Here is a 16472-nt window from a genome sequence, read left to right as displayed (position 1 = left end):
AGACAGGCTCTGGCTCACTACTCTAATGTGTGGCGCTAGGCTCTGTTCTTTGCTTAACTTCTAATCTAATTATTTTTTTACATCTAGTGCACTTTATTTCTCCTTTAACATATTCAGCCTTTAATAACAACTGATTACAATCAGGACATCTTATTTCCTCAATATTAATCACCTCATTTAATGCATAAAAATAGCACCTATATTAATAGATGCTATTTATTTTATAGTGTATTTTTTAAAAGAATTTTATTAATTGCTTTAATAGAATTCATAGGAACATTCAATGTAATAGATGCTTCTTGATTTCCACCTAGAAAAAGTTTAATATCTGCATCCATATCTAACACTCCTGCTTTTTCTATTGTAAATCTTCTTATATTTTTATATGGTATAACATTATATTCTTGTTTAATCCCCTTTTTTATTCTATCATCATGAAATAAAATTCGCTTATCTAAGAACAAATATTTACCTTTAAGACTTGATGTATCAAATAAAATCTGTTCATCATCTAATAAATAATCTTTATACTGTTCGTATACTTTACCTAATTTTTTATTCCTTTTTTCCTCTTTTTCTTGTTGTTTTTGTTCAGGAGTTTTATTATTTTCTTCTTCAATAGCTTCTTTTATAAAATCTTTAAATCCCATTAAAATTCCTCCTTGCGTAATATATAAATAATTATACATTACGCAAGGAATATATTACAATACCTTGCTAACATCTCCACCATTTAGTAAAATATTATTTATTTCTTCTAACTTATCTTTTTCATCTTTAGCAATTGGTATCTTATATAACTCTTGCATTTTTCTATAATAATTTTTTTCTTCCTTATCTTTTATTTTATTTAAATCCATACTTCTATACCTCATTATTTTAACTATCTCATTATCTTCCTTAAGAGACTTAAACATTGCTTTAAATTTCCACCAATGTAGATATTCTATGTCTTGTAAATCTATTCCGTACTGGTCTAAAAAAGCTGAATAAATATAATCATCATCAAAATTAAAAGAATAAATTTGTGTACTTTTTCCCTTTCCAGTACCTTTAGATGCTATTATATCTTTCCCACATCTATAGAACCATAACATTTTATCTACAGCTAAATTAATATTAGTTGGTATAACAGGATAATAAAGTTGTAAGGCCTGTATAATCTTATTTTCTTCACTTATAGATTTATCTTGCATTAAAAGTTCAAAGAGAACAGAAGTGCGAAAATCTGAATTAATCTCATAATCTTCGCCCTCTATTTCAATTGTAATTGGCACTAAGTCTATTAATATATTCATTATTTTTTATTTCTTCTCGTAGCACGATTAGGAGAATATTTTTTTATCTTTTCTTCCACTTCATTTTTTTTAGAACTCATTTGTGTTACAAGTTCCTCAAAGGCAGTTATACAGGTTAATAGATTGGTTTTATATCCAAATAATTTTTTGTCAGTTCCTTCACCAAACATAGTGTTAAATACTTTGAATACAGCATTACATTGAATCCTTATATTTTCTGACAAACTCATACCTTTAACCCTATCCTTTAAATCATTAAAATCATTAAATGATTTTTCAAATTTTTCAGCAACTTCCAAATCAAAAACATCTAAATCTGGTAATTCAACTCCATTAATTTTCATAGATTAAATTCCTCCTTCTAAACTGTTTTAGGTGCAAAACCTTCTGTAAATTCTTTAGTTGTTGTATCGAAAGTACCTAGTACTGGATCGCTTATACCTAGGAATGAACCAGATATACCCAAGTCACCATCCTCGTCCTCAAAACTATCTACAGATATAGCAACTTTTATTTTTCTCGCTCTAAATCCTGTTGTAGCTGCTGGCTTGTCTAAATCAACTATTATATAATTTGTTTCGGTGTCTGCTCCTAATTTTTGCATTTCTCCAATTTCTCTTATATATTCTATAGCTTTTTCACTATTAATTTGGTCAGCAGTAAATTCAGACGCCCATTCATATCCAGTAACGGACTGACTTGCACTAGATTGATTTATATATCTTTTAGAAGTTGTTTGGGCACTAGGACTTTCATTTAACTCTGTAAAGCCTGTTCCTAGTAACTCAAATGCATTTGATACTTCTAAGTAATTAGCTTGTATTTTTCTTTTTCTAACTGCCAATTATATCATTCCTTTCTTAAAATATTTTAATTTAAGTTGTATTTGAAATTGTGCCGTATCTTCTGTAACAGCAAAAGCATAGCCAGTGCTAGTAACTTTAATTTCTAAAGGCTCTAAATTATTTTCTAGCACTGGCAATATATTATTGTTATTATTTTGCTCTATTTCATTGGCCAATTTCTCATAAAATCCACTATTATCTATATTCTGCAATACATCTGCTCCATACGGCTCCCTTGAAGTAAATATAAAAGCATATTGCCTTACACTATCACCATTTACATACTTTTTTATAATAGGCTCTATGGGTATTTCCTCTATAGAGTAAGTATCTGCATTTGGAGATAAATAATTTACATTTACCCTTATAGCATTGTTAAAAGTATCTAAACATTTTAATTCTCTCATATAATTTCTTAAAGAATCTATTATCATCTTGTTCTACCTCCAGCAAAATCGGCTATTGTTTGTACAATTCTATCTCCTTTATCACTCCACATTCTTTTATCCCAATACTTACCCCTTAAAGCTCCTCTATTGCCACCTTTATTAAGGTAATATTGTTTTTTAGCATACGGAGCACTCCAAATTATTTTATCTGTTTTTAATTCAACACTCATATCTTTAAGTCGTCCTGTAAGAAATGGTACATAGTTATTACATTCTTTAGCGACTTCTTTAGTAAACTTAACCTGCGCTTGACCATTTTTATTTAAATATCGTTTCAGAAGTATTTTCTGTGTCTTATCAATTTGCACTCTAACTGTAGTAGACATTATACCCCCTCCACTTCAAAATGGCTGGATAGCTTACTAACAGATTTAATATCTATTACATCATCAAATCCATTTTCTAAATCTGACAGCCTATAAGGTTTAATTCCTGTTACTTCAAAATCAACCTCACCTTTTACAATTTTATCTCCTGGAGTAAAAGTAAAATAATTTGGTCTTTCTGGATCTGATAGTTTTAAAAATCTCTTAGGACTAACATAATTATCTAACTTATCTATAAATATAAGTGTACTATCCGCAAGTAACAAACCTTTATCGCTAACAGTACCATTCCTTTTACTTTGCCAATTAACACCCTTAATAACTGTTCTTTGGTATTTATCAGTATCACTAGTAAAATCATAGTATCTATTGTAAATAGTGATATCTGAATTCTTAAATAAAACTCCCATGCTACCACATCCTTACGTATGGTGTAGGCAATAAAGCTTTAATATCATCTGTTATACTCCATGCACCAGCACCATTTTCAAAAGCTATACTTTGGTTACCCTCGGACATGGATTTAACTCCTGGAGTTATATTTTCTAACTTAGCAGCATTTTGAATTAATTGATCCACTGCTAAATCATAGTTAGTTAATATATAATCATCTTCTAAATCTTTGTTTAGATAGTTTGTAATAACTAAAATAGCTTTTCTTTGTTCAGTGGTCATTTAATCACCTACTTTTTAGTGGATTTCTTTGCCTCAACTTCTTTAAATCCTCTATCTTTATATATAACCTCATATGCTTTTTCCGTAGCATATATAGTATTTTTACCATCAGTATATTTTTTCATTAAATCACTCCTTTTTGGACATAAAGAGGATTTTATCCTACCTTAATTATCCTTGTACTTTTGGTATTAATAAAGCAAAAGCCTTATCTTTTATAGGTAAAAATCCTAATCTCATGGTGGCTTTAATTGCTACCATATCATTTTCTGCTAAAGACAATGGCTTACCATCCCCCATAGTAACACTTTGTAGAGTTGCTTCTTTTAGTATTTCATACTCAATACCTGCTCTCATTCCAACTAACGAATACATCCAATTACCAGATATTAATTCAGCTTTAGTTTTATCCCAACCTCCATTACGAACAAACTCTATAGGATTAGAATACAACTCATTCTGGCCTATCCCTGGAACAAAAAGAGCATTTCCATTAGTATCTCTTAACTTTCTAAGAGAATTTTTTAGTCCATAATGTCCAGCAAAACCATTAACATCTAATCCATCAGCTTCAACTAAAGCCATAACATCAGATATATCTAAGTCAAGCTTACCAGCTCCATTAGTTTCTAATGCTATTTTATTACCAGCTCCATCAGCAACTCCAAATATATTTTTAGTAAATGGAGAATTAGTACCAAATAAGCAAGCACTATCTATAGCCTTATAAAAAGCTTCTGCTATTGCTGGTCTCATTTCTCCAAATACATTCATAGTAGTATCATTCATTTTTTCTTTTGTTACTGGGATTATAACTGCTAATTTCTTAGCTTCCATCTCTGGGAATATCCATTCTGCTTTAGATGTTTGTATTCTTTCAGTTTCACCAACCCAGTAAGCTCCTGGACCATCTGTCATTATAGAAAATTTCTTTCTATCACTCTTCATAGGCTCAACCTTAGATAATCTTAATATGCTAGAACCTCTCGCTACATCTTTCATTATTCCATTCGCCTGTTCTACTGGAACAAAACCTTGTAATTCATCCTTTAAATATGCCATAATTTATACACTCTCCTCTTAATCTCTTTTTACTTGATTGTCTTTTATTACAGATATAAAATCTAACCCACCTTCTGGTTCAATTCCTCCACTTGGTGGTGTATAACTGCTGTCTTTTAATCTTTCTTTTACTGTAGTTTCTAACTTATCAGTAAATTTTTCTTTAAATAAATCTATATTTTTAACTGTAGAATCTTCATCAACTCCCACTAAGAAATCTACTAAATCTGTTGGCAACCCTTCATCTGTCATTTTCTTAAGGGCTTTATTAGTTAGCTGCTCTTTTATTTTCTCTTTCTTCATATTCTCCATTTCTTGTTTTAATTTCACTAATTCATTATCCTTAGGATCATCTTCTGGATATAATTCTTTTATTTTTTCATCAATTAAATTCTGTAAATTGTTAGTCTTCCAAGTCTCAAATGCTTTAGAATTATATTTGTCCTTTTCACTGTCCATGAAAGACTTAAAATCCTTATCAGTTGCAACTAAATTTTTAAAATTGTCTAAGCTTAGCATAGACTTTGCAAAATCTGTGCCTTTTAATGCCTCATCAACTTCTTCACTATCTTCTATACTTTCTATTAATTTCAACAATTCACTTTTTAACATAGTTTATTTTCCTCCTATTTGTCCCTTTAACCTATAAAAGACTAAAGACACAATTAATTTTTTATAAAATAAAAAAGCCTTATTTCTAAGACTTTATCTCTTCATTTCTTTTAATAATATAATTATATTTCCTAAAATCACTAATAATAAAAACACCTACTCTTAGTAAGTGTTTCACACATTTAACTTTTTAATTTTTTTGTTTAAATAAGAAATTAAACATTCATTAACTACCTTATATAGTGGGCTATTCCAATTAATTTTATCTATGGAAATAAATTTTTCTCCTACAAATTCCATATTATCAATGATAAAATTCCATTCATATAAATTTTTCTTATTAAATCCATATATATCTGTTAAATCTAAAAACACTTTAGATTCTTTTTCTAAATTTAAAGTATTGTAAATATATTCTGCATAATCTGTTGGGTTAATTTTATTAGCTTCTATAATTATAAAATTACTACTACTTCTATAATCATATACTTTTACAGTTCTTTTTGTATTATATTCGGTAAATAATTCTAAATCATAGCTTTTCATTTTACTAACCCTCCTTTATATTATATTATTTATATATATTACAATATGATACTTTTATCAGCTCTATAATTTCATCATATTTTTCTATACACTTATCTCTATCATTGTAAACTTTAGTTGAATTTAATGATCCATGATTTTGATTATGTCTAAAATCAACAACATTTGAATATACCTTTATTAACTCTGTTTCTTGTGTATTATCAATATGTCCACATTTACTTTTTATTATACCTTTTTGACCATCAAATACTTTACCGAAATTCCACCTTCTTTTATTTTTATCGACTTGTACACATTCTATGTTTTCATATGTTTCTATTTGTAAATCTACTAATAGTTGTTTTAAATATCCCTCTAATACTTTTGCTACTGGACATAATATAGGACTATACTCTGGTAACATTATTTTGCTTTCAATTAATCTTTGTGCTGATATTAAATAGTTTCTAAAATGTTCCTCTAAATACATAAATACTTTAGCTGTTAATTTTTCTTTTAGTAAATTTTCTTCACTTAAATAGTCATCAGTTCTATATTTAGGATCTATAGATTCTATTTTTTTTGTTTCTAAAAACCTATCAAATATATCCAGTGGCGTAGAGTTAACCTCTTTATCTACTATACTACAAATATCAGTCCATAATAACCAATCAATTCCGTCTAGCACTAATGTTCCGTTTTTGTATTTTGTTATTACTATCTTTTCATTCGTTTTAATATTTTTTATTTCAAAAAAATGAGTTTTGCTTACATCGCTATTTTCTCTATGATTAATAACAATCTCATCATCGCATAGATTATTTATTTCCGCTAATATAGTTTGAAATATTTCATCATTTATTTTTTTAAAAGAATACTTTTTATTTTTTGTCCTCTCTAATGAACTTTTTATACACTCTTCAAATTCATTATATAAATTTTTATCTTCAAATTGAGATTCATCAAACTTAATACCCTTTCCAGTTATATAAACTCTTAATATACCTTTTGAATCATTTCTACAAAATTTAAACTGAATTAATCTTCCGTTATCTGAATATTTTATACAACTTATTCCCAAATAATCACAACATTCATTTATCTTTATTTCTATTTCATTTTTATCACACTTGATTTTACTAATACCCATATTAATAGCCCCCCAAGAAAAACTATTGGCATTATACCATATTTCACCTTTAGTTGTAAAATTTAATAATATAGTCTTTCCTATTCACTAGCTAAATCTCAATTTTTAATAACTATATTCTAAATAAACATATGACTTGTTTTTTCAGATATAACAAAAGCACCTACTATTTTTACTTAGTAAGTGCTTTTAACTTTGATAACTTTCAAATTTCTTTATTTCTCGATTTTTAATATTTCTTATTAATTTAATTAATCCTTTCATGGCCATGGCATTGCTAATATACTGTGATTCTTTAATTATTTTTGCATCCATTGGATTGTCTAAACTTATCTTTATTTGACCATCTAATTTATCTTCATCAATTCCAAATGAATAAACAACAGAGTTATTATTTTGGTTTAATAAATTCATCAAGAGCACCATCTTCTCCACCTCCAGTTTCATTTTCCATAACTTTTACCCAATCATGAAGTTTTGTTGTCCTTTTGTGAGCTTCTGCATTACTTAAATTATACTTCTTTTCCAATATACTTTCAAGATATTCATGCTTTAATAATAAAATATCCCTTTCTTTAAAATTACCATCAATCAATCTTTGCCATGCTATTGCCATGTCATAATCTGAATCAAGTAATCCTCTACTACCATTTCTTAAAATATGTTCATTATAAAAAATATGATCTTTTATTTTAGTTATTGAATTCTTTGTCCACTCAGTATTATTTGATATTTTATCTATATCATCCTTAGATTCTCTAATTTTTTTATAATATTCATCCGAATCCTCTACCCTTTTATCCCACCATTCAATACTTCCCTTTGTAAACTTACCACCAGTTTGCATGAAAGTTTTATCATCTTCTATAGTGTAAAAGCATCTACATAATGGGTGTCTTGGTAACTCTATTTTATCTTTGAAATTAAATACTCTGTCGTGATATTGCGCGCAATCACTACATAAGCGACTATCTAAAGTAGCATTATATCTTACTTCTTCAACACCTGTTTCAATGCAAAATCTATCAAACGCATTACTAGAACATCTATTAACTTCTGTTTCTACAAGCCTTTTAGCATTATAAGCATTAGCATTATATGTTTTTTCTATATCTTTTTTTATTTGATTAACATTTATCTTACCATCTAAAAATTGCTTAACTTGTTTGTGTAAATGCTCTCCAACTTCCTTTTCATTTTCCCAAACTCTTTTACTAAAATGTTTACCCTTAAAATTATCATCTACTATTTTTTTTACATCTTTTAAATTAGCATTATAAGAATAGTTATTGAAAGTGTTTTTTACAGCGTTACCTAAAATATTGTTTATAACATGTGTCTGTGTGCTCTTTTGGCTTTGTGTGGAACTTATAATTAGCTTAGACAACCTTTTGTATTCCTTAGATTTATCTTTGCTTTTAAGGCTCATTAAACCATCTAAAACAGTATAGGTTAAAATTATCATAGCTATTGCTTGTAATAATTCATCCCTATTCTGTTTCTGCTCTTTGTAAACCTCTTTCAACTGCTCATTAGCTTCATCATATAATCCTTGGTTAAATTCTTCTTCTCTAGTCATTATTCATCAGCTCCAAAATCCATATTATCTAAGTCTATTGGATTTTCATCTTTACGCTTCTTCATTTCATTTCTAGGATTCTCTATAAAGCTTAATAAACTTAGTCCAGTTTCAGTGCTTAATTTATCACCCAATTGACTAATTACTTGAGCTGTCATTAAATCATCCTGCGGAATATTAGGTGTAAATTTACTTTTTATATCCCTAAAATCATATTTAATGTTTTTAATGACTTCTAAGTATATGAATAAAAATTTAAGTCTAGTTTTAATACAATCAGCTATAGCTTTTTGATTAAGCTTACATTTTTCTTCTAAAGATATTAACCTAGCTCTTAAAGCTAATGAGCTTGTGTTACTTTGCATTTTCTCATTGTGGTTAATATGACTAGAAAGTTGATACATTTTATCTTCCATAGTATTTAATGTATTTTGTATAAAAGTATCATTTATATTTTTTATTAACCATGCAGCAGTACCGTTTTTGTCTTTAATCTGCATTACACCTAATTTTTTCATTTTAGGAATATCTTTTTCATCTATAGCAACACCAGTTAAAACCATGTAAGCATTTCTAAAGTCACTAATTTCATTAGATATATCAGATAAATTAGTTTCGTAGGCATCTTGCAAACCCTTCAAATCCTTAAATAATGTATCATCTTTACCTTCATCACTTAATTTACATACTCCTACGGGTACCATACCAAAAATATGTTTATTGGCAGTTTTAAGTTCCTCAAATTTATCATTAAAGTGGTATATTTTATCATCTGTATACACATCAATATAAGTTGTATCATCAAACTTAAGCTTATACGTGTGCATGAAAAAAGATATGTTGCCAAAATCATCTACGGCAGCATATCCTTCTCGTGGACTTATTATTTTACTGGAAAATTGTCCTTCTTTATCCACATAATAAAGTTCATAAGCCAAACTATATATAAGCATGTTTTTAGCTAAATTTGAATCATGTCCCTCATTCCAGTGGTCCAGGTAATAGTCAATGTCATTAACTATATTTTCATTTCCACTTTTAGAGATATAAGTTACATCATTACCAACACTGTAACTAACCTCTTCTTTAATAAATTTTTTAATAAAATTAGTGTTTATTTTATTATTAGATCTTTCAGTAACCATCTGATAATTATTAATAGCGTCAGTATTTCCTTTATAGTAGTTATACATTTTTTCATAAGTAGATTTATTATTTTGATATTCCTCATAAGCTTTTTTAAGTAAATTTATATCTATTTCAATCACCTCCTACAAACCAAATTTTCTTCTATCCAACAAAACTACATTTTCAACTACTTCAATATTTTCTATTCTTAGACTAAACTCAGCCGTTATATCTGGAGCATCATCATGGGTACTGTACTTTTGCCCTCTAAAATCTAATACCTGTTCCATAAACTCGCCATCTTCCTCAGCAAAAATAATTTGTCCCTTATTTATATAAGGTATTAAAGTAGAAATTTTATCATCTTTATTTTTCTTTTGATGCTCGTTAATTATAGTAATGCTTCTATTTCTTAGCACTGGATCATCATTTATTTTATTTTCAATGACATTTGCATCAGCACCATTAAATGTGTTTTTTTCTATATATAAATGGCTTATATCTAAATAATCTTTTAATAATTTAATAGCATGATTTACATACTTATCAAAATCAGTTCTAGCATTTATTTTAGCTAATTCAGCTTTACGGGCATATTTTAAATTATTATCCCCCATGGAACCTACTAAAAAAGCACTATAGTCGTTCTTCTTACCACCACCACTAGCAGGATCTATTAAAAGCATAGTTTTAATAAAATTATGTGTTTCAATTTCTTTTCTTTTTTCAGTTCTTACACCTTTGAACCACTTTTCACCTATGGAATCAACATCACCCTGTACTTCCTGCTTAAAGCTTGAAGGATTTTCATAATATGATAAAGCCATATCTAGGCAGTCCCAAAATTCACTCCACAATAGCGGGAATTTCATTTTATCCTGGTGCTGCCAATAAAATTCTTTTGCATCTTCAAGCCTATTATCATTTTTAAAGTTAAATAAAATAGACTTGAACTTACCCCACAATCCAGTGGTAAAGTACAAGTCTATATCTTCTAACAATACACCCTTTTCCTTTTTAAATTTCCATGTTGGCATTTTTAATAACCTAGAATAAAAACACTCCTTATGTTGGAGAGTACCCAATGCAATAAAGGTTGTCCCCTTTTTAATTACTTCACCATTTCGTAAAACGGCCTTTTGACTAGCATACTTAACATCGTCAGAATATCTTTTCCATTTGTTTTCCCTTGCTTGTTCTGTTCTAACATCATCTTCACTTTGGTAGTCATCCAAAATAATAAAATCTGGACGACAATTATCATATTTACGACCTCTCATGGGACTGGCAGAGGAGATAGCTTCAATGAAAGTTTTATTGGTTAACTCTAATTGAGTACTATTACATTTATATCTTTTATCCTTATCATTTAAAATAATTCCAAAAGCTTTTTTAATATATTCATTTTCTAATAATGTATTTTTAATATCACTTATGAATTTTTCTGCTGTACTTCCTATGTCTGAGCATATTAAAGTATATTTTTTATGCTTATAGCAATGTGCCCATATAGTACCAGCAAAAGTCCCAAAAACAGATTTACCGGTTCCCCTTGGAAGTATTCTTCCTATCTGGTCAGCACCTTCACCAATAATAGCGTTTTCTATATCACTCCATATTTCTTTATGAACTTTAGCTATAGGAGCCGCTGCATTATTTTCTTTAGGCAGAAATGTATCCTGGAGAAAATACATGCAAAAGAACTCCATATTTATTTTTCCTAATTGCCAAGCTAATCCGTGATAACCAAATAAATTACTACTATTAGATAAAATAATCTCTTTAGCTTTTTCTTCTGGATTTTGAGCACCAGAAACAGTAAATTGTTCTGTAAGATATTTAAATAATAAATATCTATTTTGCTGTTCTTCTGTCATGTACTTTATCACCTCAACTTTATTAAGATATTCCTAATTTAAATTTAATATATTCCACCATTACTCCAGCTGCAACATTACCTGTTAATGCCTCAAAGAAATTCTTTATTTTATTCTCATCTTTAGATTCCATAATTGTTATTAGCTCCAATAACAACGCATTATGTTCTATCCCATCTTTTTTAGTAATTTCAGTATTTTCTACAATTGCTTCAATAATAAAATCTAATGATGTATTTACAAAATTTATTTTTCTTAATATAGATTCGTTTAAAGCAACTAACTGCCTATTATATTCTGTTATTTCTGAATTATAATCTACTAGTTTTTTAATATTTTCATTATTTTGTACTTTTCTTTCATATTCTTGTCTATTAATTTCTTGAATTACCTTTTGTGCTTCTTCTGTTTTCCTACATAGTTCTCCATTCATTTTTTTACTATCATCAGTAATTCTTACTGCTGCCGTATCTAAATTAGCTACCACAGGGGAATAAAATTTATCATTCATTTCACTTAATCACCTCCCAAAATATCTTATTTCTACATTTTAGGAGATTATCCTTTATAATTGTTGAATTTTTCCTCTAATTCTTTTATAAGTCCTATGGTCCATACATTTATCCATATCTTCATAAGGATTTAATTTTAATTCCAATACTTGACATTTTTTATATCTATCACAGGCGGGATTACCAAATAAGCAGGCGCAAATTAAATTTTTACCTTTCCACCTAGTATTAAATTTATATCTCACATACAATCACCACTCCTGCAAATATTATTTCTTAGCCTTTGCTAAGTATGTAAAAAAGCACCCGTTAAGGTGCTATCCAGTACATATACACATTTAAGTAGGAGGATTTTCACCTCCTTCTGGTTTTTAAAAATTTTATAAAAAATGTAGAACTGACTAACGAGCCTTTCACACTTCCATATTTTAGAACCACCCCCTTATACCACAACTTCGCTAAAAAATTATTTAACGAAATAGTTCATTCCTCGCAATCCATTGATATTACTTAACTCTACGTAACTTCTTAAATTTATTTAACTCCTGTTCTAACTCATTATCATTTAGATTATCATTATTGTTCTCTTTATTATCCTCCACTACATTAGTTGGATTACCATAGATACGATTCAATAGATACTGGTTAGCTGCTAGGCTTACACGCTTATCTGACCTATCGTTAGCTAAGTTCTTTATGTTATCTATATAAGTAGTTAAATCTTTAAGTATAATCTGGTTGCCTTGGTGTGCAAGCTCTCGCTTACGTCTGTCCAGCTCAGCCTTAACATTATCCTTATTCATCCACGCATATATCGTGTTCCTAGTTACATTTAACTTCTTAGCTATATCCGTTATACTATGCCCTTCTATAAGCATTGTAACCATATCACTTTGCTTTACTGTTAGTACATCATAAGCCATACACTCACCTCCTTGGCAACTACACAAAAAAAGACACCTAGCTGTTTACTAAATGTCCTTTGCTTTATTTCCTATGATACTATTATATAACGTTAAAATAACTTAAAACTGTAATCTTTCAATAATATAATACTAAAATAATAATACAATAATACTAAAATAATAATTCGGATAATTTACTTATTATCTTCCTTCTTACTTTAATACAATTATCCACTGATTGATTAAGCGCCTGTGCTATACTTGTCCAACTCTTTGTTGGTTTACTAAAATATCTTAGCTCAACTAATTTCTTTTCATCATGTTCTAATAGCTCCATAACCTTATCAATCAATTCTTTTTCATTTATTCTATTTTCTTTTTCTTGCTGTAATAGTTCTAATTCTTTTTGAATATATTCTTCTCTTCTTATAACTTCGTTTTCTACTTCTGAATTAAACTTGTTTGTTTTACCTGTTCTTTCTCCATATTCTATTGCTTTAGGACTTATATCATTTTTTAATTTTTTTATTTTAATATCTGCTAGCTGGTTTAATATATCTATATCTTTGTAATTATATAAATGATATTCTGTTTTTTTAAATTTATTTTCTTCCAACTTTTTTACCTCCATAATTCAGGTTACCTTTTTGAAGTCTTGAAAAAGGTAACCTTTTTAACATGCTTCAACCTTAGTAATACTAATACTTTAAATATTTTTTGTCATGGTTACCTTTTTGTAAAAATAATGTGCCTATCTTTTATATATATAATTTAAAATATATACACGTATGTATATTATTTTTATATTTAGGTAACTTGGTAACTTATATATATATTTATATAAAGAATATAGTAATATCAACATTTTACATAGGTTACCTTTCAGTTACCTTCTGGTTACCTTTATATTTTTTGGGTAACCTGTTTAAATGGGAAAATTTTTGCCTCTTCTCCACCAACTTCTTCATAATCTGGTGGCGCTATTGAATCCACCTTTAAAGCCTGTAACATTTCTTTATCATAAATATCAAATTTTATTGATTTTCCATCTACTTTTATAACTTTCCCTGAAGCTTTAACCAGATACCCAGCTTTTTTAGCTTGCTTTTTAAAATCATTATATTTTAATGGAACTAAATCAGCTCCAACTCTTATAATGTGCTCATGTATTTGGTTAATAAGCTCAGACGTTTTAATAAAAAGCCCATCCCCTCTATTTTTTATAACATCTTCCCATCCTATAGCTCTACCATCATTTATCATGTCATTATATAAAATTAACATTTTCTCGACCAAACTGCGAACATTTTCAGTATCCTCTAACACTTCAACCTTAATATTTTGAGTTATATAATCATCAAAATCAACTAATTGTTTTAATCCATGCTTTTCTAAAAGTAAATTTAATATTCTTATCCCACAGCTTTCATTAATGGCAGTATTTAAAATTCTGTTATTTAATCCTTTAATTTTAGAATTACAATTACATCTTAATCTCCTATAACCGTCCACATCCAATTCTAAAACAATCTCTATTAGACTTCTTCCTAACTTATTTAATAATTCTTCATTTTTTATTAGCCATTCCATGGCCTCTGTATTTTTTTCAGTTCTCTCTCTTCTAGAAAGATATATTATACAACTTCTTTCTATAAGGGCCTTTTCTTGGTTTGGATAACTTTCCTCACCTGCTAATATTACTGGTCTGCCTAAATTAAACTCAGTGGTTTTTAAACTTTTATTTCCTTTACTTATGGTAGTTCTATCATATAAATTTCTTAAAGTTTCTGATACGTTGCCTATTTTATACCTATCCATCATACTTGGCTTAAATTCATCAAATAAAGCTGAATAATTACCATCTGATAAGGACTTCATAAGTGCAAAATTACTGATTAATCCAATAGATTTTATATCTTTTTTAGGGTAATTAAGTATTGGAGCTATTACATTTTCAAGTATTGTACTTTTACCGCTGCCACTTTCACCTACTATTAAGAGGTGATGCAATTTTTGTTTTAACTCCTGACATTGATATACTGCTAAATTATTTATTACAGTTCCAATAATAGATATTGATTTTTCTGGACCAGCAAACTTAAAAATATGTTTTATGACTTCCTTCAATTCCTCTGTTGTTATTGGTTCATTTTTTATAACATCAGCATTATTACGACCATCACTTTTTATATTTTCACTTACTCCTTTTGAAGTTATCGAACCATTATTCTCTATAAAAATTAACTCTCCATTTCTTTCAATGAATTTAACCCCAGCATAAACTTCTTCATTTTCTAGTGCATAATATTTATTTATCCATGCTTTTAAATCAGTTAAGTCATCAACTCTACCTTTAAAAGCTAAGTCTATAGTACCAAGAAAATTTTTAAATGTTTTTGTATCATCAAATACAGTACTAAATCCAACTTTCTCAATTATTTCTCCAGTACAGCTTTTTAATACTAATCTAATGCCTTCTTGGTCCTCATCAATAAATTTTATTCTTGATGCCTCTATAGTTTTAAAATTAGCAATATATTTCTTAGTTTCTGTTACTTCTTCAGCTTTTTCCTTGAAGATAGTTTTATATATTCCTCTTGCATCCTGCTGCAACTCATATTTATTTTTTATATCTAAAGATCTATCAAAGGCATCTAATAAATCTTTTTTATTATGGCCAACCTCTATCCAATCAGTAACATCCTTGTTATCCCCCAAAGATTTCAATCCTGGAAGATTTATAAACTTAAATTCTCTAGCATATTTTTTAAATTCATTATAAACACTCCACTTATATTGCTCTCCAGCTTGTCCAGTATCTCCCATTACATAGATTCTCATTCTATTATTTTTTAAAATATCTAATTCTTTACACCCTTTTAAACTTGTAGCCACATAACCCTTGTTTTTAAACATAGAATTTATTGTATTAGCATCTTTTTCACCTTCATCTATAATCAATACATCATCATTCTTTATAGCACCTAAAGCATTATATAGATTATACGGAAGTTCATCAGCTCCCCTTTTAGCAATTACCTTATCACCTTCCAAATGATAATATAAAAGTTGTTTTTTGCCTTCTCCGTTCGCAAATTTAGCCTTAAAATATACTATTTCATCTCTTTCGTTCACAAATTTGAATATTCCCAGCAATTTTTGTCCTTCTCTAAATTTAGATAACTCCCAATCTATATAACCTCTTACCTTTTCCTCCTGAAGTTCTTTTTCTGTTTTCTCAACTTCAATTCCTAAATACTCCCTGGCTTCTGTGTAATTTAAATTTTTATATTTCATTACAAAATCAATAGCATCTCCACATTCTGAACAGCCAAAGCACTTAAAAAAATCTTTATTAGTGTCCGGATTAAATTTAACCCTTAGGGAAGGTGTTTTTTCTGAATGCAAAGGGCACTTTATGTACCCTTGCTTATTAAATTTTTCTCCTGTTTCATTTTCTATTAATTTTCTTAAGTCTATATCCTGTAGTTCCACCTTCTCACCTCCTCCTTTTGTTAAAGCTCTT

General features: G+C 28.5%; 21 protein-coding genes. All 21 read right to left on the bottom strand.

Annotated elements, in window-relative coordinates; all coding sequences use genetic code 11:
• Nucleotides 1-22: 22 nt before the first annotated feature.
• The gene (locus ACYUEW_RS01220) at nucleotides 23-172 is read right to left on the bottom strand and encodes a Com family DNA-binding transcriptional regulator (protein ID WP_460276061.1); all 150 of its coding nucleotides are present in this window, start codon (nucleotides 170-172) and stop codon (nucleotides 23-25) included.
• A 49-nt stretch (nucleotides 173-221) separates the two neighbouring features.
• On the bottom strand, nucleotides 222-650 hold the full coding sequence (locus ACYUEW_RS01215) for a PH domain-containing protein (RefSeq protein WP_460276060.1): 429 nt from the start codon (nucleotides 648-650) through the stop codon (nucleotides 222-224).
• A 54-nt stretch (nucleotides 651-704) separates the two neighbouring features.
• Entirely contained in the window at nucleotides 705-1298 is a 594-nt protein-coding gene (locus ACYUEW_RS01210; RefSeq protein WP_460276059.1) for a bacteriophage Gp15 family protein, read from the bottom strand.
• Nucleotides 1298-1642 (bottom strand): DUF6673 family protein, encoded by a 345-nt coding sequence (locus ACYUEW_RS01205; RefSeq protein WP_460276058.1) that lies wholly within the window; start codon nucleotides 1640-1642, stop codon nucleotides 1298-1300. The genes ACYUEW_RS01210 and ACYUEW_RS01205 overlap by 1 nt, the downstream gene beginning before the upstream one ends.
• A 17-nt stretch (nucleotides 1643-1659) precedes the next feature.
• Nucleotides 1660-2142: a hypothetical protein gene (locus ACYUEW_RS01200; protein WP_460276057.1), complete on the bottom strand. Its 483-nt coding sequence runs from the start codon at nucleotides 2140-2142 to the stop codon at nucleotides 1660-1662.
• A complete protein-coding gene (locus ACYUEW_RS01195; RefSeq protein WP_460276056.1) occupies nucleotides 2143-2577 on the bottom strand; it encodes a chloramphenicol resistance protein in 435 nt (144 codons plus the stop codon).
• Nucleotides 2574-2918, bottom strand: coding sequence for a minor capsid protein (locus ACYUEW_RS01190; protein WP_460276055.1), 345 nt, complete (start codon nucleotides 2916-2918; stop codon nucleotides 2574-2576). Before ACYUEW_RS01190 ends, ACYUEW_RS01195 begins: the two co-directional genes overlap by 4 nt.
• Nucleotides 2918-3328, bottom strand: coding sequence for a DUF6751 family protein (locus ACYUEW_RS01185; protein ID WP_460276054.1), 411 nt, complete (start codon nucleotides 3326-3328; stop codon nucleotides 2918-2920). Before ACYUEW_RS01185 ends, ACYUEW_RS01190 begins: the two co-directional genes overlap by 1 nt.
• A 1-nt stretch (nucleotide 3329) precedes the next feature.
• On the bottom strand, nucleotides 3330-3593 hold the full coding sequence (locus ACYUEW_RS01180) for a head-tail connector protein (protein ID WP_460276053.1): 264 nt from the start codon (nucleotides 3591-3593) through the stop codon (nucleotides 3330-3332).
• A 171-nt stretch (nucleotides 3594-3764) separates the two neighbouring features.
• The gene (locus ACYUEW_RS01175; RefSeq protein WP_460276052.1) at nucleotides 3765-4655 is read right to left on the bottom strand and encodes a phage major capsid protein; all 891 of its coding nucleotides are present in this window, start codon (nucleotides 4653-4655) and stop codon (nucleotides 3765-3767) included.
• 18 nt (nucleotides 4656-4673) lie between these two features.
• Nucleotides 4674-5267 carry a DUF4355 domain-containing protein gene (locus ACYUEW_RS01170; protein ID WP_460276051.1) on the bottom strand — a complete coding sequence of 198 codons (594 nt, stop codon included), beginning with the start codon at nucleotides 5265-5267 and terminating at the stop codon, nucleotides 4674-4676.
• Between the two features lie 174 nt (nucleotides 5268-5441).
• Nucleotides 5442-5813, bottom strand: coding sequence for a hypothetical protein (locus ACYUEW_RS01165; RefSeq protein WP_460276050.1), 372 nt, complete (start codon nucleotides 5811-5813; stop codon nucleotides 5442-5444).
• A 25-nt stretch (nucleotides 5814-5838) separates the two neighbouring features.
• On the bottom strand, nucleotides 5839-6945 hold the full coding sequence (locus ACYUEW_RS01160; protein WP_460276049.1) for a hypothetical protein: 1107 nt from the start codon (nucleotides 6943-6945) through the stop codon (nucleotides 5839-5841).
• Nucleotides 6946-7134: 189 nt separating this feature from the next.
• The gene (locus tag ACYUEW_RS01155) at nucleotides 7135-7371 is read right to left on the bottom strand and encodes a hypothetical protein (RefSeq protein ID WP_460276048.1); all 237 of its coding nucleotides are present in this window, start codon (nucleotides 7369-7371) and stop codon (nucleotides 7135-7137) included.
• Entirely contained in the window at nucleotides 7337-8524 is a 1188-nt protein-coding gene (locus ACYUEW_RS01150; RefSeq protein WP_460276047.1) for a minor capsid protein, read from the bottom strand. Before ACYUEW_RS01150 ends, ACYUEW_RS01155 begins: the two co-directional genes overlap by 35 nt.
• A complete protein-coding gene (locus ACYUEW_RS01145) occupies nucleotides 8524-9792 on the bottom strand; it encodes a phage portal protein (RefSeq protein ID WP_460276046.1) in 1269 nt (422 codons plus the stop codon). The genes ACYUEW_RS01150 and ACYUEW_RS01145 overlap by 1 nt, the downstream gene beginning before the upstream one ends.
• A gap of 3 nt (nucleotides 9793-9795) precedes the next feature.
• Complete coding sequence (locus ACYUEW_RS01140; protein WP_460276045.1) at nucleotides 9796-11529, bottom strand: hypothetical protein; 1734 nt, start codon at nucleotides 11527-11529, stop codon at nucleotides 9796-9798.
• Nucleotides 11530-11551: 22 nt separating this feature from the next.
• Nucleotides 11552-12040, bottom strand: coding sequence for a hypothetical protein (locus ACYUEW_RS01135; protein WP_460276044.1), 489 nt, complete (start codon nucleotides 12038-12040; stop codon nucleotides 11552-11554).
• 507 nt (nucleotides 12041-12547) lie between these two features.
• A complete protein-coding gene (locus ACYUEW_RS01130; protein WP_460276043.1) occupies nucleotides 12548-12991 on the bottom strand; it encodes a helix-turn-helix domain-containing protein in 444 nt (147 codons plus the stop codon).
• 127 nt (nucleotides 12992-13118) lie between these two features.
• Entirely contained in the window at nucleotides 13119-13562 is a 444-nt protein-coding gene (locus ACYUEW_RS01125) for a xanthine dehydrogenase (protein ID WP_460276042.1), read from the bottom strand.
• 287 nt (nucleotides 13563-13849) lie between these two features.
• Nucleotides 13850-16441: a CHC2 zinc finger domain-containing protein gene (locus ACYUEW_RS01120; protein ID WP_460276041.1), complete on the bottom strand. Its 2592-nt coding sequence runs from the start codon at nucleotides 16439-16441 to the stop codon at nucleotides 13850-13852.
• Between the last annotated feature and the right edge of the window lie 31 nt (nucleotides 16442-16472).

Source organism: Clostridium sp. CTA-1 (assembly GCF_054768215.1).
This window is presented reverse-complemented; position numbering and strand designations above follow the sequence as displayed.

Excerpts from the sequence above, each read along its gene's own strand:
- ACYUEW_RS01215 (WP_460276060.1), bottom strand. The coding sequence starts at position 650 with ATGGGATTTAAAGATTTTATAAAAGAAGCTATTGAAGAAGAAAATAAT.
- ACYUEW_RS01210 (WP_460276059.1), bottom strand. The coding sequence starts at position 1,298 with ATGAATATATTAATAGACTTAGTGCCAATTACAATTGAAATAGAGGGC.
- ACYUEW_RS01205 (WP_460276058.1), bottom strand. The coding sequence starts at position 1,642 with ATGAAAATTAATGGAGTTGAATTACCAGATTTAGATGTTTTTGATTTG.
- ACYUEW_RS01195 (WP_460276056.1), bottom strand. The coding sequence starts at position 2,577 with ATGATAATAGATTCTTTAAGAAATTATATGAGAGAATTAAAATGTTTA.
- ACYUEW_RS01190 (WP_460276055.1), bottom strand. The coding sequence starts at position 2,918 with ATGTCTACTACAGTTAGAGTGCAAATTGATAAGACACAGAAAATACTT.
- ACYUEW_RS01185 (WP_460276054.1), bottom strand. The coding sequence starts at position 3,328 with ATGGGAGTTTTATTTAAGAATTCAGATATCACTATTTACAATAGATAC.
- ACYUEW_RS01180 (WP_460276053.1), bottom strand. The coding sequence starts at position 3,593 with ATGACCACTGAACAAAGAAAAGCTATTTTAGTTATTACAAACTATCTA.
- ACYUEW_RS01175 (WP_460276052.1), bottom strand. The coding sequence starts at position 4,655 with ATGGCATATTTAAAGGATGAATTACAAGGTTTTGTTCCAGTAGAACAG.
- ACYUEW_RS01170 (WP_460276051.1), bottom strand. The coding sequence starts at position 5,267 with ATGTTAAAAAGTGAATTGTTGAAATTAATAGAAAGTATAGAAGATAGT.
- ACYUEW_RS01165 (WP_460276050.1), bottom strand. The coding sequence starts at position 5,813 with ATGAAAAGCTATGATTTAGAATTATTTACCGAATATAATACAAAAAGA.
- ACYUEW_RS01160 (WP_460276049.1), bottom strand. The coding sequence starts at position 6,945 with ATGGGTATTAGTAAAATCAAGTGTGATAAAAATGAAATAGAAATAAAG.
- ACYUEW_RS01155 (WP_460276048.1), bottom strand. The coding sequence starts at position 7,371 with ATGGTGCTCTTGATGAATTTATTAAACCAAAATAATAACTCTGTTGTT.
- ACYUEW_RS01150 (WP_460276047.1), bottom strand. The coding sequence starts at position 8,524 with ATGACTAGAGAAGAAGAATTTAACCAAGGATTATATGATGAAGCTAAT.
- ACYUEW_RS01140 (WP_460276045.1), bottom strand. The coding sequence starts at position 11,529 with ATGACAGAAGAACAGCAAAATAGATATTTATTATTTAAATATCTTACA.
- ACYUEW_RS01135 (WP_460276044.1), bottom strand. The coding sequence starts at position 12,040 with ATGAATGATAAATTTTATTCCCCTGTGGTAGCTAATTTAGATACGGCA.